At 71.0% G+C, this 17380-nt stretch carries 16 protein-coding genes and 2 tRNA genes; 3 read left to right on the forward strand and 15 right to left on the reverse strand.

Annotated features, from left to right (window positions below):
- Positions 1-60 precede the first annotated feature (60 nt).
- The 4 genes from AC2XR2_RS14515 to leuS form a co-directional block, all read right to left on the reverse strand.
- Positions 61-1293, reverse strand: a complete 1233-nt coding sequence (locus AC2XR2_RS14515) for a ComEA family DNA-binding protein (RefSeq protein WP_491515246.1) — start codon at positions 1291-1293, stop codon at positions 61-63.
- Between the two features lie 152 nt (positions 1294-1445).
- Entirely contained in the window at positions 1446-2291 is an 846-nt protein-coding gene (locus tag AC2XR2_RS14520; protein ID WP_123760676.1) for a DegV family protein, read from the reverse strand.
- A gap of 96 nt (positions 2292-2387) precedes the next feature.
- Positions 2388-3119, reverse strand: a complete 732-nt coding sequence (locus tag AC2XR2_RS14525) for a hypothetical protein (protein ID WP_381300633.1) — start codon at positions 3117-3119, stop codon at positions 2388-2390.
- A gap of 186 nt (positions 3120-3305) precedes the next feature.
- The gene (gene leuS / locus AC2XR2_RS14530) at positions 3306-6179 is read right to left on the reverse strand and encodes a leucine--tRNA ligase (protein WP_491515247.1); all 2874 of its coding nucleotides are present in this window, start codon (positions 6177-6179) and stop codon (positions 3306-3308) included.
- A gap of 447 nt (positions 6180-6626) precedes the next feature.
- Here leuS and AC2XR2_RS14535 point away from each other — a divergent pair, with 447 nt between their 5' ends.
- Positions 6627-7958: a ferric reductase-like transmembrane domain-containing protein gene (locus tag AC2XR2_RS14535; protein ID WP_381300637.1), complete on the forward strand. Its 1332-nt coding sequence runs from the start codon at positions 6627-6629 to the stop codon at positions 7956-7958.
- Positions 7955-9568, forward strand: coding sequence for an NADH-ubiquinone oxidoreductase-F iron-sulfur binding region domain-containing protein (locus AC2XR2_RS14540; RefSeq protein WP_330266977.1), 1614 nt, complete (start codon positions 7955-7957; stop codon positions 9566-9568). The genes AC2XR2_RS14535 and AC2XR2_RS14540 overlap by 4 nt, the downstream gene beginning before the upstream one ends.
- Before the next feature lie 116 nt (positions 9569-9684).
- Here the strand turns inward: AC2XR2_RS14540 and AC2XR2_RS14545 are convergent.
- From AC2XR2_RS14545 to AC2XR2_RS14560, 4 genes are all read right to left on the reverse strand, one after another.
- A tRNA-Ala gene (locus tag AC2XR2_RS14545) sits at positions 9685-9757 on the reverse strand.
- 84 nt (positions 9758-9841) lie between these two features.
- Positions 9842-10075: a hypothetical protein gene (locus AC2XR2_RS14550; RefSeq protein WP_019523121.1), complete on the reverse strand. Its 234-nt coding sequence runs from the start codon at positions 10073-10075 to the stop codon at positions 9842-9844.
- A gap of 3 nt (positions 10076-10078) precedes the next feature.
- Positions 10079-10252, reverse strand: a complete 174-nt coding sequence (locus tag AC2XR2_RS14555) for a hypothetical protein (protein WP_020136213.1) — start codon at positions 10250-10252, stop codon at positions 10079-10081.
- Positions 10253-10320: 68 nt separating this feature from the next.
- Positions 10321-11688, reverse strand: a complete 1368-nt coding sequence (locus AC2XR2_RS14560; RefSeq protein WP_491518452.1) for an MFS transporter — start codon at positions 11686-11688, stop codon at positions 10321-10323.
- Between the two features lie 320 nt (positions 11689-12008).
- Between AC2XR2_RS14560 and AC2XR2_RS14565 the strand changes: the two genes are divergently transcribed.
- Positions 12009-12869 (forward strand): helix-turn-helix transcriptional regulator, encoded by an 861-nt coding sequence (locus AC2XR2_RS14565; protein WP_491515248.1) that lies wholly within the window; start codon positions 12009-12011, stop codon positions 12867-12869.
- Here the strand turns inward: AC2XR2_RS14565 and AC2XR2_RS14570 are convergent.
- The 7 genes from AC2XR2_RS14570 to AC2XR2_RS14600 form a co-directional block, all read right to left on the reverse strand.
- Positions 12851-12923 (reverse strand) — tRNA-Ala (locus AC2XR2_RS14570). The two genes, AC2XR2_RS14565 and AC2XR2_RS14570, sit on opposite strands and share 19 nt — an antisense overlap.
- Before the next feature lie 105 nt (positions 12924-13028).
- Positions 13029-13688 carry a histidine phosphatase family protein gene (locus AC2XR2_RS14575; protein WP_381299908.1) on the reverse strand — a complete coding sequence of 220 codons (660 nt, stop codon included), beginning with the start codon at positions 13686-13688 and terminating at the stop codon, positions 13029-13031.
- Positions 13685-14128, reverse strand: a complete 444-nt coding sequence (gene rsfS, locus AC2XR2_RS14580) for a ribosome silencing factor (protein ID WP_020136211.1) — start codon at positions 14126-14128, stop codon at positions 13685-13687. The genes AC2XR2_RS14575 and rsfS overlap by 4 nt, the downstream gene beginning before the upstream one ends.
- A gap of 111 nt (positions 14129-14239) precedes the next feature.
- Positions 14240-16081 carry an LCP family protein gene (locus tag AC2XR2_RS14585; RefSeq protein ID WP_491515249.1) on the reverse strand — a complete coding sequence of 614 codons (1842 nt, stop codon included), beginning with the start codon at positions 16079-16081 and terminating at the stop codon, positions 14240-14242.
- Positions 16082-16097: 16 nt separating this feature from the next.
- Positions 16098-16736 carry a nicotinate-nucleotide adenylyltransferase gene (nadD, locus tag AC2XR2_RS14590; protein ID WP_381299912.1) on the reverse strand — a complete coding sequence of 213 codons (639 nt, stop codon included), beginning with the start codon at positions 16734-16736 and terminating at the stop codon, positions 16098-16100.
- 79 nt (positions 16737-16815) lie between these two features.
- Positions 16816-16980, reverse strand: a complete 165-nt coding sequence (locus tag AC2XR2_RS14595; RefSeq protein WP_031051387.1) for a hypothetical protein — start codon at positions 16978-16980, stop codon at positions 16816-16818.
- A gap of 145 nt (positions 16981-17125) precedes the next feature.
- Positions 17126-17284 (reverse strand): hypothetical protein, encoded by a 159-nt coding sequence (locus tag AC2XR2_RS14600; RefSeq protein WP_086723901.1) that lies wholly within the window; start codon positions 17282-17284, stop codon positions 17126-17128.
- Positions 17285-17380: the final 96 nt, after the last annotated feature.

Here is a 17380-nt window from a genome sequence, read left to right on the forward strand (position 1 = left end):
CACCTCCGGCCGCCCGCTGCGCCTCGCCCTCGTCCCCTCGCGGGACCCCCGAGCGGTACCTCATGGCCGTACGAGATTTCGCAGGTCGGCGAAGCGGCGGTCGCCGATGCCGTTGACTTCCCGCAGTTCGTCCACCGAGCGGAAGCCGCCGTGCTGGGTGCGGTAGTCGAGGATGTGCTGGGCGAGCACCGGGCCGACGCCGGGCAGGGTGTCGAGCTGGTCCACGGTGGCCGTGTTCAGGGAGACGGGGGCCGCCGCACCGGCCGGGCCGCCGCCACCCACAGGACCCGGAACGCCGTTGACAGGACCGCCGACCGTGCCGGGTGCGGGAGCCGGGCCGCCGACGACGACCTGCTCACCGTCCACCAGAAACCGCGCACGGTTGAGGGCGTCCGTGTCCGTACCCGGCCGCACACCACCCGCCGCCTTCAACGCGTCGGCGACCCTGGACCCGGCCGGCAGCCGATGGACCCCGGGTTCACGGACCTTGCCGCTGACGTCCACGACGATCTCGGCGCCCACCGTGTTGGAGTCCCCTCCCGAGACCGCCGGCTGAGTCTCCCCTGACGGGCCGTCCTCCTGGCCTGCCCCGCTCTGACCGAACGGAGCCGCCGCCCGCACCACTTCGGGCGCCTGGACCGACTGGGTCCGGCCGGTCCAGAAGTGCTGCACGGCGAACACCGCGGCCACGACCAGCAGTACCGAGAGTGCTACTACGTTCCGCCGCTCCAGACCGCACCGCGCCTGCAACCACACCGGCAACCGCTCCCGCAGAGCCATCCCGGCCCGCTCCCGCCAGGCACCGTCCCCGGAATCAACACCATGCCGGTCCTCATGCCCGCCATCGGGACCGCCCCGCGCCTCATGCCGGGGATCGACACCACGCCAGTCCTCGTCCCCGAAATCGGCACCCCGGGTAGGGGCGTTCCAAGCATCAGGGTCCCGGACATCGGTGTCTCGCCAGTCCCAGCCCCCGTCCCCGGGACCACCCCCGTCAACCGCCGAACCGCCCCCGACGAGATCGGCGGCACCACCACCCGCCTCCTCCTCCGCCAAACCCCGCGCGCCCGTCGGCGGCCCCTTCCCCGAGTCCCTCCGCGCCCCGACCCGTTCGGCGAACAACACCTCCGCCCGCCGCTGGAGTTCGTCCGCGGAGGAGGCATGTCGATGCCGGGTCCGGCCCCCGCCTCGACGGGCGGGCGGGCGGCGGTGCCGTGAGCGTCCGTCGGAGTGGGGGCCGCGGCCCGGTCCGCTGGTAGCCGTCGCTGTACGTGAACGTGATCGAAGTGCCATGCGCCGAGGATCGGCCACACCCGCACTCTCGCGATGATCTTGGTCAATTCCCGTGGACTACCCACCGGTTGTGGAAAACTTCGCCACCCACACGAGTGACTCTCCCCCTCCCCGAGCCCACGCATCCACAACCTACGACCCTCGACGCCACCTCACCGGGCCGAGACGACAACCCCCAGCAACCCGGGCCCCGTATGCGCCCCGATCACCGCCCCGACCTCGCTCACATGCAGGTCGGCCAGTCCCGTCACCCGGGTCCGCAGCCGGTCCGCGAGGGCCGTTGCCCGGTCGGGGGCGGAAAGATGGTGCACCGCGATGTCGACCGGCGCGCTGCCGGCCCGGTCGGCCGCGATCTCCTCCAGGCGGGCGATGGCTCTCGACGCCGTCCGCACCTTCTCCAGGGGCTCGATCCGGCCGCCGTCGAGCTTGAGCAGCGGCTTGACCGCGAGCGCGGAGCCGAGGAGGGCCTGCGCGGCCCCGATCCGGCCCCCGCGGCGCAGATAGTCGAGGGTGTCGACGTAGAAGTAGGCGGACGTGCCCGCGGCCCGTTTCTCCGCGGCGGTGACCGCCTCGTCCACCGTGCCGCCCGTCTCGGCGGCCTCGGCGGCGGCCAGCGCGCAGAATCCGAGGGCCATCGCGATCATGCCGGTGTCGACCACGCGCACCGGAACCGGGGCCTCGCGCGCCGCCATGACCGCCGCGTCGTAGGTGCCGGAGAGTTCGGCGGACAGGTGCAGCGACACGATGCCCGTGGCTCCGGACTCGGCGACCTTGCGGTAGTGCTCCGCGAAGGCCTGGGGGCTGGGTCGCGAGGTGGTGACGGGGCGTCGCTTCTGGAGGGCTTGGGCGAGCGAACGGGCCGTGATCTCGGTGCCCTCTTCCAGCGCGCGGTCGCCGAGGACCACGGTCAGGGGGACCGCTGTGATGCCGTGCCGCTCCATCGTCCCCTGCGGCAGGTAGGCCGTTGAATCCGTGACGATCGCGACATGGCGGGACATGAGCTGGAGGTTACCTGCCGTAGCGTGCGGGCGGCAGTCCGGCCCCTGTCGCCCGGGGCTGCCGTGTCAGGTTCGGGGCGGACGTGGGGCTGTGTCTCAAGTCGTGCTCTCCGGGCGGGGTTTCTTCTGCCAGGGGTAGGTCGGGCGGGTGCCCGGCGGGGTGATCGCGGGCCGCGTCGGTTCCTCGGCGGTGCGGGAGCGGGGCGTCTCGGGCCAGGTCTGCTGGTCGCTGTTGTCCTCGGCGGCGGGGGCCTCGGGCCACGGCGGCGGCGCGGCGGGCTCGGTCCTGGTCCAGTGCCGCAGGGCTCCGGACTCGACGTCGATCTGCGCGCTCAGGGTGTCCAGGTCGTCGTCGGCGAACCGGCGGGCACGGTCACGGGCCGCCCAGCGCAGGGAGTCGGCCGACTGTGTGATGCGCTCGGTGCGCTCCCGCAGTCCGGGCAGGCGCTCGGCGAGCGTCGTGCGGTCGGGCTCCGACTCCAGGCGCTTGAGCTCGCCGTCCAGTTCATGGCCGTGGGCGCTGAGCCGCTGGAAGAGCCCGATCGACTCCTTGAGGGATTCGTCCTCGGCGGCGCCCGCGTGCAGCGCGTCCTGGGTGGCCCGCATCGAGGTGCGCAGCTTCAGCCGCAGCTGGGCCAGTTCGCCCGCCGGGCCGAGCTGGGCGAAGGACTTGGCACGCAGGGTGTGGTCCTCGACCGTGCGCCGGGCCTGGGTGATGGTGCGGTCCACGCCTCGCTTGGCGGCGCCGACCACCTTCACCGTGGCGTACACGCCGAGCGCCACGAAGAGCACGAAAAGCAGGGCCACGATCGCGATCACTGCTTCCACGTCTCTCCTCCTCCGACCGGCACGGCACGCGCCGCGCCGCTCTTCCAAGGTAAACGCAGCGGGCAGGCCCGGAGTTCCGGAAGAACCCCGAACCTGCCCGCACGAAACCCCTAGGGGGCCACGACCCGGGCCCCCGGCTAGGCACATCACCGGAGGTGCCCAAGCCTCGCCAACTCCGGAGAAGCCCTACGCCGGAACGATGTTCACCAGCTTCGGCGCCCGCACGATCACCTTGCGGATGTCCGCCCCGTCCAGCGCCGCCACGACCTTCTCGTCGGCCAGCGCGACCTTCTCCAGCTCGTCCTCGGAGATGGCCGGCGAGACCTCCAGGCGGGCCTTGACCTTGCCCTTGATCTGGACCACGCAGGTCACGGTCTCGTCCACGACGTAGGCCGGGTCGGCGACCGGGAAGTCCTGGTGGACGACCGAGTCGGTGTGGCCCAGCTTGCGCCACAGCTCCTCGGCGATGTGCGGGGCCAGCGGCGTGACCAGCAGCACCAGCGCCTCGGCGACCTCGCGCGGCACCGCGCCGCCCGCCTTGGTCAGGTGGTTGTTCAGCTCGGTGACCTTGGCGATGGCGGTGTTGAAGCGCAGGCCCTCCAGGTCGTGCCGCACCCCGTCGATCGCCTTGTGCAGGGCACGCAGCGTGGCCTCGTCGGGCTCGGCGTCGACGACGGTCACCTCGCCGGTGGCCTCGTCGACGACGTTGCGCCACAGCCGCTGCAGCAGCCGGTACTGGCCGACCACCGCGCGCGTGTCCCACGGCCGCGAGACGTCCAGCGGGCCCATGGCCATCTCGTACAGGCGCAGGGTGTCGGCGCCGTACTCGTCGCAGATCGCCTCGGGAGTGACGGCGTTCTTCAGGGACTTGCCCATCTTGCCCAGCTCGCGCCTGACGGGCTCACCGGCGTAGAAGAACTGGCCGTCGCGCTCCTCCACCTCGGCGGCCGGCACCGCGAAGCCCCGGCTGTCGCGGTAGACGAAGGCCTGGATCATGCCCTGGTTGAACAGCTTGTGGAACGGCTCGGGCGACGAGATGTGCCCCAGGTCGAACAGCACCTTGGACCAGAAGCGCGCGTACAGCAGGTGCAGCACGGCGTGCTCGGCGCCGCCGACGTACAGGTCGACACCGCCGTGCGGCTGACCCGCGCGGGGGCCCATCCAGTACCGCTCGATCTCCGGGTCGACCAGAACGGAGTCGTTGTGCGGGTCCAGGTAGCGCAGTTCGTACCAGCAGGAACCCGCCCAGTTGGGCATGGTGTTGGTCTCGCGGCGGTACGCGCGCGGGCCGCGGCCGTCGCCCAGGTCCAGGGTGACGTTCACCCAGTCCTCGTTGCGGGACAGCGGGGTCTCCGGGGAGGTGTCCGCGTCGTCCGGGTCGAAGGTGCGCGGCGAGTAGTCCTCGACCTCGGGCAGCTCCAGCGGCAGCATCGACTCGGGCAGCGCGTGAGCGATGCCGTCCTCGTCGTAGACGATCGGGAAGGGCTCGCCCCAGTAGCGCTGGCGGCTGAACAGCCAGTCACGCAGGCGGAAGTTGACGGTGCCCTCACCGACGCCCTCGCGCTCCAGCCACTCGGTGATGCGCGCCTTGGCCTCGACGACGCCCAGCCCGTCCAGGGAGACCCCCGCGCCGGTGGAGTTGACGATCTTCGCGTCGTACGAGACGAAGGCGTCCTCCCACGTGGCGGTGTCGGTACCGCGGCCGTCGGTCGGCTCCACGACGCACCGGATCGGCAGCTCGAAGGCGCGCGCGAACGCGAAGTCGCGGGAGTCGTGGCCCGGAACGGCCATGATCGCGCCGGTGCCGTAGCCCATCAGGACGTAGTCCGCGATGAAGACGGGGACCGGCTCGCCGTTGACCGGGTTGGTGGCGTACGAGCCGATGAAGACGCCGGTCTTGTCCTTGGCCTCGGCCTGCCGCTCCACGTCGGACTTGGAGGCGGCCTGGGCGCGGTAGGCGGCGACGGCCTCGCCCGGGGTCGCGTGACCGCCGGTCCACACGTCGTGGGTGCCCTCCGGCCACACGGCGGGCGTGAACTTCTCGACCAGCGGGTGCTCGGGCGCCAGCACCATGTAGGTCGCGCCGAACAGGGTGTCGGGGCGGGTGGTGAAGACGGTGATGCGCTCGCCGTCGATCGGGAAGTCGACGCGGGCGCCCTCGGAGCGGCCGATCCAGTTGCGCTGCTGCAGCTTGATGGCCTCGGGCCAGTCCAGTTCGTTCAGGTCGTCCAGCAGCCGGTCGGCGTACGCGGTGATCCGCATGTTCCACTGGCGCAGCTTGGCCTTGAAGACCGGAAAGTTGCCGCGCTCGGAGCGGCCGTCCGCGGTGACCTCCTCGTTGGCCAGCACGGTGCCCAGCCCGGGGCACCAGTTGACCGGCGCGTCGGAGGCGTAGGCCAGCCGGTACTCGCCCAGGACGTCGGCGCGCTCGGCGGCGGTCAGGGCGTCCCAGGAACGGCCGCCGGGGACCACGCGCTCACCGGACTCGAACGCGGCGACCAGCTCGGAGATCGGGCGGGCCTTCTTCGCCTCGTCGTCGTACCAGGAGTTGAAGATCTGCAGGAAGATCCACTGGGTCCACTTGTAGTAGTCCGGGTCGATCGTGGCGAACGACCGGCGCTTGTCGTGGCCCAGGCCCAGCCGGCGCAGCTGGGACTTCATGTTGTTGATCGCGGCCTCGGTGGTGATCCGCGGGTGCTCGCCGGTCTGGACGGCGTGCTGCTCGGCGGGCAGGCCGAAGGCGTCGAAGCCCAGGGTGTGCAGGACGTTGTGGCCGGTCATCCGCTGGAAGCGGGCGAATACATCGGTGGCGATGTAGCCCAGGGGATGGCCGACGTGCAGGCCCGCGCCGGAGGGGTACGGGAACATGTCCATGACGAACTTCTTGGGCCGGGCGGCGACCTCCGGGTCGCCCGCCAGGTCGCCCTTGGGGTTCGGCGCCGCGTAGGTGCCGTCGGCGTCCCAGAAGTCCTGCCAGCGTGCCTCGATCTCGGCCGCGACGGCGGCCGTGTAGCGGTGCGGCGCGGCCGGCTCGGCGGCAGCGGGGTTCGTCTCGCTCATGGTCCTCAAAGCTCCATCGATCGTCTCTGCCAGCGGCTGTGTCGTCCGGAAACGAAAAATCCCCTCGCACAGGAGGGGACGCCGCGCCGATTCCGACCACGTCTTCACCGGTGGTCGGGACTGATCAGCGCGGCTCGCTAAGCAGAAGGCGTACGGCACGCATGGCGTTAGGGTACCGCAGCCGTTGAGCACGCCGCGACGAACTTACGTATGCCTCTTTGGCACCGGGTGCCGCACTCGCCGCCGCAGTCGAGCCGCACCGTATTCCACCCGAGAGGACGGGAGCAAGGCCAGAGGTTACTTCGCGTAACAGCCACTAAGGGGCATCGCAACAGCCCCACGACCGTTTGATAACAGCGCAATAACTCAAACGCCGTACCCATCGGTATGGCGCCACTTAGAGTGCGGCAGCGGGACCGCCTTCCCGAACCGCTCGGAGTTGCCCCCATGAACCCTCGTAGTAGCAACAGCACGCTCCCCAGGACGGGCCGGTCGGCCTATGGGGTGGCGACGGCCGTCTTCCTGCTGGCCATCCCTCTGGTCGTGGTGTACGGAGGTGTCTGGCTCCAGGACTTCCTCAACTTCGGGGCGGGCGTGGTGACGCTTGTCCTGCTCACCTGCTCCGTGATCTGGGGGCTGGTCGCCCAGGACCGGCTGATCCTCAACACCCGCCAGCGGATCGTCGCGCAGGGTGTGCACCGGATCACCGCCGTGGGCTCGATCGCGTTCCTTCTGCTGCACATCGGGATCAAACTCACCCTCGAACACACGACGTGGATCGCCGCGTTCATCCCGTTCGGACTCGGGTTCAGCAGCAGCGGAGGGCTCATCGGCCTCGGCACCCTGGCCGGCCAGCTCATGATCTTCGTCGGCATCACCGGCGCGCTGCGCAACCGCTTCGCGTCCCCGGCCCCGGTCGCCGCGCGCTGGCGGGCGATGCACATGCTGGCCTACCCCGCCTGGTGCGCCGGCCTGATCCACGGCCTGTACGCGGGCCGCGCGGTGAAGGCCCCGATCTTCACGTACATGTACGCGCTCTGCGTCCTCGGCGTCATCATCGCCCTCGCCCTGCGCGCGGCGCCGCGCCCCTTCAAGCGCAAGGTCACCGACCGGGTCGCCATGCTCCTCGGCACCGAGGAGCGGCCCGGCCGCGAGGAACTGGAGGCGAGCCGGGCCAGGAGGGCCGCCGAGACGGCCGGAGCGGGCCGCGAGAGCCGCCGGGGCGCCGAGTCCGGCGGCCGGCGTTCGGAGTCCGCCCTGCCCGGCTACGAGGGCCTGTCGCAGACCGGCGCCAACCCCATCTACCAGGCTCCCCCGGCCCCCGAGCCCGCGGGCAGCGGATTCGCCGCCGCCTACCGCGCCATGTCCCCGGGAGCGCAGCAGCCCTACGACACCGGCCAGACCGCGCGCATGGACCTGCCGATGGACATGCAGGCGGCCACCGAGCCCATCGCCCGCGCGGAGGGCATCGGCAGCACCTCCGGCAACTGGCCGATCCCGTCCCCGCCTCCGGTCGGCGAGGCACCCCCGTCCGCCTACGACCCGCTCCAGGACACGGGGTACAACATCCCCACCTATGGCAGCAATTCGGGCACGGCCAGCTATCTGACAGGTGATGTGCGCGACACCGGTGAGACAAACAACCTGTACGGCACGTACAACCCGAATGACACGTACAACAGCGGTCCCGCCACTGATCAGACGTCCGGCCAGTCGTACGACTTCGACTCGCCGGGCTCGGGGGAACCTTGGAACACGCCTTCCGGAGGCTATAGGTGAACGAGGCCCTGCCCGACGTCCCGGAAGTCCGCGTGGTCGGGCTTCCCCAGCTCACGTCGGGCTTCGACCTTGTCGAACGACTTGACCTGCCCATGCACCTGAAGGTGCACGGGCCGCTCGAACCCATGGGCGGCGAGCAACTCGCGAAGCTCTCCGAAGCCATCAACCTGAAGGGGCGCGGCGGTGCCGGCTTCCCCTTCCACAAGAAGCTGCGCTCGGTCGCCGAAGCGGCGATCAAGCGCGGCGTCCGGCCGGTCGTCGTCGTCAACGGCAGCGAGGACGAACCGGCCTGCCGCAAGGACACGGTCCTCATCAACCGTGCCCCGCACCTCATCCTGGACGGCGCCCTGCTGGCCGCCGAGGCCCTGGGTGCCCGCACGCTCGTGGTGGGGGTCACCCGGGAGTCCACCCAGCGCTCCATGGAGGCGGCGCTCGCCGAACGCGGCCTGAGCAACGGCCGACGATCAGCTCTACGCGCGCGCGTGCAGCGCAACCCGGTCCGCATGGTCACCGGAGCGGCGGCCTCACTGATCCGTTCCATCGACGGCGGCCCGGCCATCCCGCCCGGCCGCAAGATCAGCGCCTCCCAGAGCGGCGTCGGCGGCGCGCCGACACTGCTCTCCAACGCGGAGACCTTCGCGCAACTGGCCATCGCCGCCCGCATCGGCCCGGAGCGCTACGGCAACACCGGTCTGTACGACGAGCCGGGCACCGTCATGCTCACGGTCTCCGGTGCCGTCGCGCGCCCCATGGTGATCGAGGTCCCGACGGGCGTACCGCTGCGCTACGTCCTGCAGTTGGCCGGCGCCCCGCCGGTCCCGCAGGGCGTGCTGACCGGCGGCTACCACGGCAAGTGGATCGACGCGGCGACCGTCAACGAGGCGATCGTCTCCCGCAACTCCCTGGACGCCGTGGGCGGCGCGCTCGGCGCCGGCGCGATCCTGCCGATCACTCAGGAGACCTGCCCGCTGGGCGAGTCGCTGCGGGTGGCGCAGTGGCTGGCCGAGGAGAGCGCGGGCCAGTGCGGCCCCTGCTACCTCGGTCTGCCGGCCGCCGCGCGCGGCATGGAGGACATCCTCAACGGCGGCGGCCCGGCGGCCCTGGAGGCGCTCAAGCAGGTCGCCAAGAACGTGAAGCGGCGCGGCGCGTGCTCGCACCCGGACGGCTCCGCGATGTTCCTGGAGTCGACCATCAAGGCGTTCACCGACGACCTGGCCGCCCATGTCCTCGGCAACGGCTGCGGACGGCCCGTGGAGGGCGTTCTGCCGCTCTTCGAGGGCGGAAAGATGCCGACGGGCATCCCGGGCGGCGGCGAGGCCGAGGAGAACGGCCCGAGCCGTCAGAAGATCTACGTCGACTGGACGCTGTGCCGGGGTCACGGTCTGTGCGCCGACATCCTCCCCGAGGTCTTCGAACTCGGCGCCGACGGCTTCCCGACCGTCGCCCAGGCCCAGGTGCCCCGCTACGCCGAGGCGAAGGCGCTCCGCGCGGTGCGTCGCTGCCCCGCGCTGGCGCTGCGCCTGGAGGAGGAGGCCCCGCGCGACAAGGGCCCCACCCGCAACCTCCCGGTCCTCTCCCAGGGCCGCGGGCGGCGAGCGCTGGGCCGCTGAACCGCAACGCAGTTACGGCTGAGGGGCCGCCCCGAACGGGGCGGCCCCTCAGCCGTAACTGCCGTGGAAAACAAGCAGATCCCGCCGGTTCGAGATGACCCGGCGGGATCTTTCTGTGGAGCTAAGGAGATTTGAACTCCTGACCCCCTGCATGCCATGCAGGTGCTCTACCAACTGAGCTATAGCCCCGTGCTTGGTGTTCCGCCCGGTTTCCCCGGCGGCGGAGCCAACATTACACGGTCTCCAGGGTGGAACACCAAATCGTTTCCCGGCTCAAGCAGTGACGAACGAGTAGAACCGTTTGAGCGTGCAGTGTTCCTCGAGGAGGCGGCCGTAGATCGGCTCGCCCTCCAGTTCACGGTACGTCTCGATGGGGTCGCCTTTTATGATCAGCGCCCGCGCGCATTCCTCGCACCAGTACTGGTAGTCGGGATTGAGCGGCTCCATGTCGCGCACGATCGGCGTCCCGCTGCCGCACCAGTCGCACTTTCGCCTGTGTGCACCCATCGATCAGCTCCAGCTGTGGCCGCAGGCCGTGCACACGTAGGAGACCCCGCCGTTGTCGCCGAGTACTTGCGCCACGTGGACGGAACCGCAGGAAGGGCAGATGAGGCGGACCGTCGTGTCCCTTGTCGACGCCGCTTCGTGGAGGTGGCCGACCTCCACGAGGATGCTCGCAGGCATCACTACTCCCTCCCGTCGGGCCGCGCCCCCTCCGGCCGTTTGATTCTGCCACGGCCGGACCAATACGGTCAGCGACGCCTGAGTACCAGTCCGGACACGGCGCCCACCGCGGCGGTCCCGGCCAGCGCGAACATGCACGCCAACAGCGCCTTCGCAGAGGTATACGCCTCAGAGGGGCCGAGTGACTCAAGTCGGTTGAAGAAGAGTGTGCCGAAGCCCGCGACGCCGACCAGTTGGCCGAGCTGGGTGACCGTGGCGAGCAGACCGCTCGCGTCCGCCGCGTACCGGGGCGGCACGGTGGACAGGGCCCGGGTGAGCGTGGGACTGAAGGCGAGCGCGAGCCCCACTCCCAGGCCCGTGTACGCCGCGTACAGCGCGACGCCGCCCTCGCCGCCGTCCCGCAGCGACAGGCCGACGCCGAGCGCGGCCAGCGCGGTGATCACGAAGCCGGCCGGCGTCAACAGGCCCTGCCAGGACGCGGGCCAGTGCCGCCAGGTCAGTCCGACGATCCCGAAGACCACCGCGGTCGGCGCGAAGGAGAGCCCGGCCCGCAGCGCGCTGTAGCCGAGGCCGCCCTGCACGTACAGGGTGAGCACGAAGAGGAAGCCGCCGTTGACGGCCATGACCGCCATGATCCGGAACACGGCGAGCCCCATGCCGGGGTGGCGCAGCACACTCGGTGTGATCAGCGGGGCCCCGCCGCGCCGGGCCAGCCGCGCCTCGTAGCCGCAGAAGACGGCGAACAGGACCGCGGCGGCGGCCAGGGACAGCCAGGACCACAGCGGCCAGTCCTCCTCCTGTCCCAGCACCAGCGGCACCGTGCACAGCGACACGGCCGCGCCGAGCAGCACCAGGCCGGGCAGGTCGAGACCGCGGGACCGGTCCCGCGGCGTCCTGCGGTCCCCGGGGAGCAGGACGCGCGCGCCCGCGGCCAGCAGGGCGAGGCCGACCGGCACGTTCACGAGGAACACCGGCCGCCAGCCGGTCCCGAACAGGTCGGCACTGACCAGGACTCCGCCGACGACCTGTCCGGCGGCGGCGCCGACCGCGAGGACCGCGGAGTACACGCCGAGCGCCCTCATCCGGGCCTCGCCGGTGAAGTTGCGCTGGATCAGGCTGAGCACCTGCGGGATCATCACCGCCGAACCGGCGCCCTGCACCAGCCGGAAGACGATCAGCTCCGTGACGCCCTGCGCCAGCCCGCAGGCGAGCGAGGCCGCCGTGAACAGGGCGAGCCCGGCGAGATGGACCCGGCCGTGCCCGAACCGGTCGCCGAGCCGGGCGCCGGTGATCAGCAGCACCGAGTACGTGATGGCGTATCCGGCGATGACCAGCTGGAGTTGGGCGCCGGAGGCGTGCAGTTCGGTGCCGATGGTGGGGGCCGCGACGTTCACGATGAACACGTCGAGCAGCGCCATGAACTGGGCGGCGAGCACGAGCGCGAGCAGCGGCCGGGGCCGGGGCCGGTTGTCAGTGGCGGGTGCTTCACTGTGGACAGGTCGGGAAACGGACGCGGGATCCGGTCCCGTCCGAGGTGTCGTCGTCATGCTGTCGAGCCTGAGGACGTTCCGGTACGGGTGCCGAGAGCCCGCCGATGCTGGTACTGCCAGCACCTGGCAGGCACCGGCTCCGGCATCGAGGATGGTCGTGCAGGGAGCGTGACGACGAGGGGCGTCACAACGGCGGGGTGGACACGGGGACGGGACGCGGGGACGGGGGACGTGCCCATGGGGGACATGGCGATGGGGGACACGCGATGAGGACGACACAGCGACGACGGCCCGAGCTGGCCTCGTTCCTGCGCAGCAGGCGCGCCCGGGTGACCCCGGCGGACGTGGGGATGCCGCCGGGCCTCAGGCGCCGCACCCCGGGGCTGCGCCGCGAGGAGGTCGCCCAGCTCTCCGGCGTCGGGGTGACCTGGTACACCTGGCTGGAGCAGGGCCGCCCGATCAACGCCTCCGCACAGGTCCTGGACGCGGTGGCCCGCACGCTGCGGCTCGACCTGCCGGAGCGGGAGCACCTGTACCGCCTGGCGGAGGTGCCCTTCGCCGGCGCCCCGGAGCGACTGCCCCAGGAGACGGGGCCGGAGGTGCAGGGCATCATCGACGCCCTCGACCCGCTCCCGGCGGTCGTCTACAACTCGCGCTACGACATCCTGGCCACGAACCAGGGCTACCGGGACCTGTTCCTCATCCGGGAAGTCGTCGAGATCGGGATGTCCAACGCGCTGTGGACGCTGTTCACGGTGTCCGAGGAAGCCTGCCCGGTGCTGTACCGGGAGCGCGAGCTGCCGGTCATGGTGGCGACGCTGCGGTCCGCATACGGCAGACATGTGGGCGAGCCGGCGTGGGAGGGCTACATAGCCGCGCTGGCGGCGGCCAGCCCCTACTTCGCCGAACTCTGGGCGAGCGGAGAGGTGGTCCGGCCCGGACCCCGGGTGAAGACCTTCCGCCACCGGGCCGTGGGTGTCCTGCGGATGACGTCCCAGTCGCTGTCGATCGACGGAATGCCCGAGTGCCGGATCGTGGTCTACACCCCGGAGGACAAGGAGACACGTGAAAAATCCCGCCTCCTGAGGGAGACGGGATTCTCATCAAGTGGAGCTAAGGAGAATTGAACTCCTGACCTCCTGCATGCCATGCAGGCGCTCTACCAACTGAGCTATAGCCCCTTGCGTTCTTCCCGCTCGGCGGGCGAACAAGAAGAACTTTAGCCTGCGACCTGCCGGAAAGTGAAATCCGGGTCCGGCGCTGGTCGGCGCCGGTTCCGCCACCGCTCAGTCGTCGTCCCCGAGCACCGGCTCCGGCAGGGTGCCGGCGTTGTGTTCCAGGAGGCGCCAGCCGCGGGCGCCCTCGCCGAGGACGGACCAGCAGCAGTTGGAGAGGCCGCCGAGGCTCTCCCAGTGCCGGGGCTCCAGACCGAGCAGCCGTCCGATGGTGGTGCGGATCGTGCCGCCGTGGCTGACCACCACGAGGGTGCCGTCCTCGGGGAGCTTCTCGGCGTGCCGGAGCACGACGGGGGCGGCGCGGTCGGCGACCTCGGTCTCCAGTTCGCCGCCGCCGCGGCGGACCGGCTCACCGCGCTTCCACGCGGCGTACTCCTCGCCGTGCCGGGCGATGATCTCCTCGTGCGTCAGCCCCTGCCAGACGCCCGCGTAGGTCTCGCGCAGGCCCTCGTCGTGGGACACCTCGAGGCCGGTGAGCGCGGAGAGCTCGGCGGCCGTGTTCGCGGCCCGCTGGAGGTCGGAGGCGACGATCGCGTCGGGCTGGAGGGAGGCCAGCAGCCGGGCGGCGCGACGGGCCTGGCCGATGCCGGTCTCGGTGAGTTCGACGTCGGTGGTGCCCTGGAAGCGGCGCTCCACGTTCCAGGAGGTCTGGCCGTGCCGCCACAGAATGAGGCGGCGGCCCCGGCCCTTGCGGTCGGCGGCAGCGGTCACCGCTGCTCCCCGAACTCGGCGTCGTCCTCCTCGGCCCGGAGCTTGGCGTGCTCCTCGCCCTTGCCGCGGGTCGCCTTGGCGTCGGCCGGCAGCTCCAGCTCGGGGCAGTCCTTCCACAGCCGCTCCAGGGCGTAGAAGACCCGCTCCTCGCTGTGCTGGACGTGGACCACGATGTCCACGTAGTCGAGCAGGACCCAGCGGGCCTCGCGGTCGCCCTCGCGGCGCACCGGCTTGGCGCCGAGCTCCTTGGAGAGCCGCTCCTCGATCTCGTCGACGATGGACTTGACCTGGCGGTCGTTGGGTGCGGACGCCAGCAGGAAGGCGTCGGTGATCGAGAGGACGTCACTGACGTCGTAGGCGATCACATCATGGGCGAGCTTGTCGGCGGCCGCCTGCGCGGCGGTGTGGACGAGCTCGAGAGAACGGTCAGTGGCGGTCACTACGAGGCTTTCGGTCGGCGGTCACTTGACCTCAAGGGTCTCACGGACCGCCGACGGCACCCCACGTGATTGTTGTGGACCCGTGGGGTGCCGTTGCCAGCCGGGGCCCGGCTAGGACGAGGAGGACGGCTTGTAGTCCTGGCCGAGGATCACCGCGACGTTCGCGCTGGAGGAGACCGTGCCCTTGGTCACGGCACTGCCGGGCAGGCCGAGGGTCTTGGCGACCTCGGTGGCGTTGGCCTTGTCGCCCGGGTCGGCGTAGACGACCTTGGAGGTGGCCCGGGTGCCGGAGGGCGTGCCGCCGTCGAGGAAGGTGAAGCCGCCGTTGAGGAGGACGACGCGGGCCTTCTCGGTGTTGTCCTTGGTGCCGGTGGCGTTCTGGACGGAGACGCTGACCGCCGCGTCCTTGTCGGGGCTCTTCGCCTTGCCGCCGAGGACGTCGTTGACGACGCTCGCGCTGGCCGCCGCGCTCAGGGTGCCGTCCTGCTGGACGGGCAGCAGCGCGGTCTTGTAGTCGCCGCCCTTGGCGAGGTCGGCGAGCTTGGCGAGGAAGGTGCCGAGGTCCTTGTCGGTCAGGGACGGGTCGAGGATCTGGGCCAGGGTCTGCACGGTGGTGGTCGCGGCCGTCGGGTCGGAGGACAGCTTGCGCAGCACGCCCTGCATGACCTGGCCGAAGCGCTCCAGCTGGGCGTTCTGGGCCTCGCCGGGGGCGCGGTAGGTGGCGTAGGCGACGGCCATCTTGCCGCTGAGGGTCTGGCCCTTCCCCTTGTTCACCAGGGGCGCCTGGCCCTTCTTCTTGGCGGCCGGGTCGGGGACGGCGGTGTCGGTGTCGACGTCGATGTTGCCGACGAGGTCGACGAGGTTCTGCAAGTAGGGGGTGTCCAGGCGCCAGGTGCCCTCGATGTCGGTGCCGAGGACGGTGTCGAGGGCGTCGAGGGTCCCCGAGGAGCCGTCGTCGTCGACCGACTTGGCGAGGGTGGTCGTGGTGCCGTCGTCGGCCGTGAGGTTGAGGGAGTTGGGGATCAGGACGGTGGTGCCCTGGTCGGTGGTGGTGTTGTCGACGAGGAGCGCGGTGGAGGTGCCGCCCTTCGCGGTGTTGTGCAGATGGACGACGATCACGTCCCGGTTCTGGGCGCTCGACGCGATCGTGGTGCCCTTCTTGGTCTCCGGATCCGACAGGCCGGGCAGCTTCCCGGCGTACCAGAGGTAGCCGACCCCGCCGACCGCGACCAGGGCGAGGACGACGACCAGGGCGACGAGCCGGCTGCGGGCCCGGCGCTTGGCCTCCTCGCGGCGCTCGGTGCGGTTCTCGGTGAAGTTGAGCCAGTCGATGACGTCCTCGGAGTCCCCGTCGGGCTCCTCGACGAACGCGAACTGGGCGGTGTGGTACTGCCGTTCGTCGTCGGCGGAGTCCACGCCGGTCTGCGCCGTCGCCGGTGCTTCCCCGGCCTGCGCGCCCTCGCCGTACCCCCGGCCTCCCTGCGGTGCGTCGGCGGCCGGGCCGCCCTGCTGGGGGATGTAGGCCGTTTGCTCGGTGACCCGCTGCTGCCCGGTGACCCGCTGCTGCTGCCCGCTCGCGGCGGCCTGCCCGTAGGGGTCGTACGCCGTCGCCGGACCGCCGGCCTGTCCGCCCGCGCCCCGGCCCCCGTACGGGTCGTAGGGCGGCACCGGCGCCTGCTGTCCGGTGTCGCCGGCGCCGTAGGGGTCGTACGGCGGGACGGGGCTCTGGCTGCCGGTGTCGTACGGCGCCTGCTGTCCGCCCGTGGCGTACGGGTCGTAGCCGTAGCCCTGCTGTGCGTAGGGGTCGTACTGCTGCTGGGACTGCTGAGGCTGCTGCCGCGAAGCCTGTTGCGGGATCTGCTGGTACACCGGCCGGCCGTACTCGTCGTAGCCGACGAGTTCGTACTGGTTCTCGTGATCGCCGCCGTAACCCGCGTCGTATCGGTCGTTCACCGGTGCCCCTCTCGGTTCACTCGCCGCGGTACAGCTCGCGCTTGTCGATGTAGCGCACGACGCCGTCCGGCACCAGGTACCAGACGGGGTCGCCCTTGGCGACTCTCGCCCGGCAGTCGGTGGAGGAGATGGCCAGGGCCGGGACCTCGACCAGCGAGACCCCGCCCTCGGGCAGCCCGGGGTCGGCCAGGGTGTGGCCGGGCCGGGTGACTCCGATGAAGTGCGCGAGGGAGAACAGCTCTTCCGCGTCCCGCCAGGTGAGGATCTGGCCGAGGGCGTCGGCGCCCGTGATGAAGAAGAGGTCGGTGTCCGCGTTGAGGGACTTCAGGTCGCGCAGTGTGTCCGTGGTGTAGGTCGGGCCGCCGCGGTCGATGTCGATCCGGCTGACCGAGAACTGCGGGTTCTCGGCGGTCGCGATGACCGTCATCAGATAGCGGTCCTCGGCCGCGGACACCCTGCGGTGGGTCTTCTGCCACGGCTGGCCGGTCGGTACGAACACGACCTCGTCCAGGTGGAACTGCGCGGCGACCTCGCTGGCCGCCACGAGGTGCCCGTGGTGGATCGGGTCGAACGTTCCGCCCATGACGCCGAGGCGGCGCTTGCCGGGGTTCGACGGGCTGTTGCCCGGGCCGGTAGGCATGTCCTGCTCTCCCATGCGTGCAGACCCTACCGGCCCGACCTGAGGGCACCGGACGGCGCGGGCCCGGAGTGCCCCGTCATGGGCACTCCGTGCCTCAGCGGTCGCGGTTGAAACGGGTGGTGATCCACAGCAGGAGCAGCAGGATGAGGAACGCGGCGCCGCCGGTCACCAGGGGGTCGAGGCTCTCGTGGTTGCCGCCGTGCTCCTCGCCCTCTGCGGCGAGGGTGACCAACTGGGCAGCGGTGCTGTGGAAGCTCATCTTCGGCAGACCTATCCGATGGAGGAGGGCGGGATAAAGACGTCGGCCCATGGTAAGCGGGCCCGGTGAGCGCGATCACCCCGACTCCACCATTGGAGGCCGCCCGTGGGGCACGGGGGAACCGGCGGGGAACCTTCGCTCCCGCTCACTCGTCCTTCCGCTTGTACCCCCGCAGCAGGAACCACGCGGTGAACGCACAGCCCACGAACATCACGACCAGTACGACCCGGAGCAGGTTTCCGGCCCCTTGCTGCTCGGCGGCGCTAGCGGCCTCGGTGAGCCAGGCGGCCCGGGTGTGCTCCATGACGTGGACTCCTTCGCTGTACTGCCCGTCCACGCTATCTCCGCCTAGGCTGGGCTCTGCTTCGGGGGCGCAAAGGCCCGCACAAGGGTCCGCAAA

The organism is Streptomyces sp. LS-MS-L19, from assembly GCF_058382285.1.

What these genes read in the sequence shown, in the direction of transcription:
- nadD (WP_381299912.1), bottom strand. Translation starts at nt 16,736, where the DNA reads ATGGGAGAGCAGGACATGCCTACCGGCCCGGGCAACAGCCCGTCGAAC.
- AC2XR2_RS14515 (WP_491515246.1), bottom strand. Translation starts at nt 1,293, where the DNA reads ATGGCACTTCGATCACGTTCACGTACAGCGACGGCTACCAGCGGACCG.
- AC2XR2_RS14535 (WP_381300637.1), top strand. Translation starts at nt 6,627, where the DNA reads ATGAACCCTCGTAGTAGCAACAGCACGCTCCCCAGGACGGGCCGGTCG.
- AC2XR2_RS14555 (WP_020136213.1), bottom strand. Translation starts at nt 10,252, where the DNA reads ATGCCTGCGAGCATCCTCGTGGAGGTCGGCCACCTCCACGAAGCGGCG.
- leuS (WP_491515247.1), bottom strand. Translation starts at nt 6,179, where the DNA reads ATGAGCGAGACGAACCCCGCTGCCGCCGAGCCGGCCGCGCCGCACCGC.
- AC2XR2_RS14565 (WP_491515248.1), top strand. Translation starts at nt 12,009, where the DNA reads ATGAGGACGACACAGCGACGACGGCCCGAGCTGGCCTCGTTCCTGCGC.
- AC2XR2_RS14600 (WP_086723901.1), bottom strand. Translation starts at nt 17,284, where the DNA reads ATGGAGCACACCCGGGCCGCCTGGCTCACCGAGGCCGCTAGCGCCGCC.
- AC2XR2_RS14550 (WP_019523121.1), bottom strand. Translation starts at nt 10,075, where the DNA reads ATGGGTGCACACAGGCGAAAGTGCGACTGGTGCGGCAGCGGGACGCCG.
- AC2XR2_RS14520 (WP_123760676.1), bottom strand. Translation starts at nt 2,291, where the DNA reads ATGTCCCGCCATGTCGCGATCGTCACGGATTCAACGGCCTACCTGCCG.
- AC2XR2_RS14595 (WP_031051387.1), bottom strand. Translation starts at nt 16,980, where the DNA reads ATGAGCTTCCACAGCACCGCTGCCCAGTTGGTCACCCTCGCCGCAGAG.